Source organism: Photorhabdus heterorhabditis (assembly GCF_001280945.1).
GTDB lineage: Bacteria > Pseudomonadota > Gammaproteobacteria > Enterobacterales > Enterobacteriaceae > Photorhabdus > Photorhabdus heterorhabditis.
In genome coordinates this window covers 1-2,590 of record NZ_LJCS01000135.1, presented here as the reverse complement: position 1 = coordinate 2,590, position 2,590 = coordinate 1, and the positions used below count along the sequence as shown (strand labels likewise).

Annotated in this window: 3 protein-coding genes and 2 pseudogenes; 1 reads left to right on the top strand and 4 read right to left on the bottom strand. The window is 43.9% G+C overall.

The window, feature by feature from the left end:
- The 3 genes and pseudogenes from AM629_RS23765 to AM629_RS20780 all read right to left on the bottom strand — a co-directional run.
- Positions 1–110 (bottom strand): annotated as a pseudogene (locus AM629_RS23765) (IS110 family transposase); the annotation flags it as partial.
- Between the two features lie 298 nt (positions 111–408).
- Positions 409–786, bottom strand: a complete 378-nt coding sequence (locus tag AM629_RS20785) for a type II toxin-antitoxin system VapC family toxin (protein WP_054481680.1) — start codon at positions 784–786, stop codon at positions 409–411.
- Positions 786–989: a type II toxin-antitoxin system VapB family antitoxin gene (locus AM629_RS20780; RefSeq protein ID WP_015834907.1), complete on the bottom strand. Its 204-nt coding sequence runs from the start codon at positions 987–989 to the stop codon at positions 786–788. The genes AM629_RS20785 and AM629_RS20780 overlap by 1 nt, the downstream gene beginning before the upstream one ends.
- 573 nt (positions 990–1,562) lie before the next feature.
- Here AM629_RS20780 and AM629_RS20775 point away from each other — a divergent pair.
- Positions 1,563–1,844 (top strand): annotated as a pseudogene (locus tag AM629_RS20775) (NAD(P)/FAD-dependent oxidoreductase); the annotation flags it as partial.
- A 32-nt stretch (positions 1,845–1,876) separates the two neighbouring features.
- Here the strand turns inward: AM629_RS20775 and AM629_RS24095 are convergent.
- Positions 1,877–2,029, bottom strand: a complete 153-nt coding sequence (locus AM629_RS24095) for a hypothetical protein (RefSeq protein WP_161804260.1) — start codon at positions 2,027–2,029, stop codon at positions 1,877–1,879.
- Positions 2,030–2,590 lie beyond the last annotated feature (561 nt).

Here is a 2,590-nt window from a genome sequence, read left to right as displayed (position 1 = left end):
TTAGTTCGGGTGAATTTTTTACGCAGCAACGCTTTTCCTGATTGATCCTGACAATGGATATGAAAGGAATGCTTGCCAAGATCGATGCCAATCAATGCGATAGTGTTCATGATGGTGGCCTCTTAAATAAAAAATAAATCACACGCTGTCAATATATCGCTAACAGGGTGAGGGCGGCCATCTCATTAGTGTGGGGCACTTTTTTAACTCACTATAAATTAAGCAATTAAGCGTGCTTATCAGATAGCGGTGAGAACCACTCAATCGCCACAATTCCCCGTAACCTGAGTGGTTAAACTATTTTATCCAGCTTTCATCGAATCCATGCCCCACATTTTTTTACGCTCTCATGGTTCCGTTACTCTTCAAACCCCAAATCCCGCTGAAAAAATAATTATAAGTTTCCGGTCAATGAATCGGCTGATAACTCACATTAAGACGTTTAGCCAATCTCTCAAGTCGCTTATCCAATGTCCAAAGTCTTGCTCCTGGCGTTATTAAGGTTGATGCCAGCAACGTAATATCAATAAAACCACATCCAAGCCCGTACAGTTTTTCATTTTCAATAAACGCCATCACTTCTGCAATACTGGCCTGGTGGCTCGGTGGTAAGAGACCTAGATCACCTAGTGTTCGCAGTCTTGGAGCCGGAGGGGTACCACATGCTATCTCTGCCAATACCATTGGATGAATCAGAACCAGATTCCAGCTGAGCAACTGAATCAACCCATCATTCCGGTTTTTAAAATGGTCAACCCAGACGGATGTATCAACCAAAATAGTCATTATGCGGATGGCTCCTCGCGGCGGCGGGGAATCGTCTGCATTTCAGGCGACGTACCGCCGAGCGAAGCGAGCCGCTTTGCCGCCTGCACCTGTACAAACGTTTTCACCGCTTCCCGGAAAATATCAGCTTTGTCCATGCTAGGATCGGCCATTTCCAGCGCCTGTGCATACAGCACATCATCAATCGTGACAGTAGTTCGCATTTGATTACCTCATTGATTCAGATATTGATGCAATATTGCATCAATATCTGAATCAATGCAAGAGCATAAATCATTGGGGACAATTTTGTTAACCTATCACCATTTGAAGAGGGTTGGGAAATGGATAAGTCACTGACTGAAATAGTTAGATAATTTTAACATCATGGAACGGGGTCTGACGCTCAGTGGAACGAAAACTCACGTTAAGCAATATCTTCCTCCTTTGACGCCTCTTTTAATGGCCTCAGATGACCTTTTGTCACCTGTTCTGCCAGCGGGAAGGAATAATGGCCGAGTATATTTATATGTCCGTGGCAAAGTGGGGAAAGGCGTGCGATATCATCATTATGTAGTGTTTCGCCCTGTGCCGGGTCAGTGCAGGAACATTCGATCTGATCAGCGGTTCCAGACTGATGACGGTGACGCGTTCCGCTGGGTGCTTGTCTTCTGGGACTACTGGCCGTGATCGTTTGTTCAGCGGATGCCGATTTCCTTTTCGTATAAAGAGCAAAAGGAAACAGGGACTAAATTGGTCTCTGTTTATTGACAGGGTAAACAAGGACTATTCTTGCCAAGAATGCCATGAGCCTCGGCCGTGTTGCCGGGTATAATGCGGCGGCGGAACTGACGGGATTACTACTGCACCCCTACAGCTAGCCGAAATATGTGACCTGCCTCGACCTAGGTGCATGGGGGGCATTATTCACTGAGGGCTGGGAGCGCAGGGTACTTGTTACCGGTATGGAAGGTAAAAAAATTAAGCAGGAAATCAATACCCAGTGGATTTACCCGCCAGCTGCTGACCGCAATGTCCTGTTCTCCATTGCGAACCCTGATTTTGTGATTGTTCCGTAGTTACAGGTGACGGGAGCGGAAACGCTTCCGTCTTATTCACCCTCCAGACAGAGGGGTAACGTCTTATCGTCGAACGCGCGCCACCCCTGCGTTGAAGGAGAAGCGACTCGATGGCAACGGCGGGTATCCCGGCATGTATCATTTACGTTACGACCATCATTATTTATATGTACCCTTTCATACATTAGCGCAACACCTCTTTATAAGAGGTGTCAGCGGTCTGTGACGATTTTATCGTCTCTGGCATTTGGAATTTATGATTATTTCTAACATTTGTATGGGAATAAATTTACAATCAATCATCTGCGTCAGTTCAGTTTGCAGGGATTTCGGGGGTTAATGCGGGAAAAAGAAGGTTATCGGGTTGAATATCAAGGTGAATCTCAAGTGTCTTAATGAAGCCAGCGGAAAAAGGCTATGAGCAGAAACGAGAAATTGCTGGGGGAGCTTCTCATAAATTATTCGTTTTTAAGTATAACTTATGAAATAAAATAATCTGCGCAGTAACAACCTTGAATTGAACGAGTATTTACTTTGCAGTGGTTTTAATTTATATCATTATTATACTTATTTGTCTCGTTATTCGTTATAGGGATGGGAAAGTAAATAAGAGTAGTGCTAATAGTAAGAAAATGATGTTAGACGATATCGTAATAATACTCTCATTAACCTGTCTGGTTTTATTTGTGAAAATTATTATATGTCCGCCTGATGACAGTAAAATTATTTGATCCTGTTTTAATATG

Bases quoted from the DNA above. Each gene is read 5' to 3' on its own strand.
- AM629_RS20785 (WP_054481680.1), bottom strand. From the start codon at position 786: ATGACTATTTTGGTTGATACATCCGTCTGGGTTGACCATTTTAAAAAC.
- AM629_RS20780 (WP_015834907.1), bottom strand. From the start codon at position 989: ATGCGAACTACTGTCACGATTGATGATGTGCTGTATGCACAGGCGCTG.
- AM629_RS24095 (WP_161804260.1), bottom strand. From the start codon at position 2,029: ATGTATGAAAGGGTACATATAAATAATGATGGTCGTAACGTAAATGAT.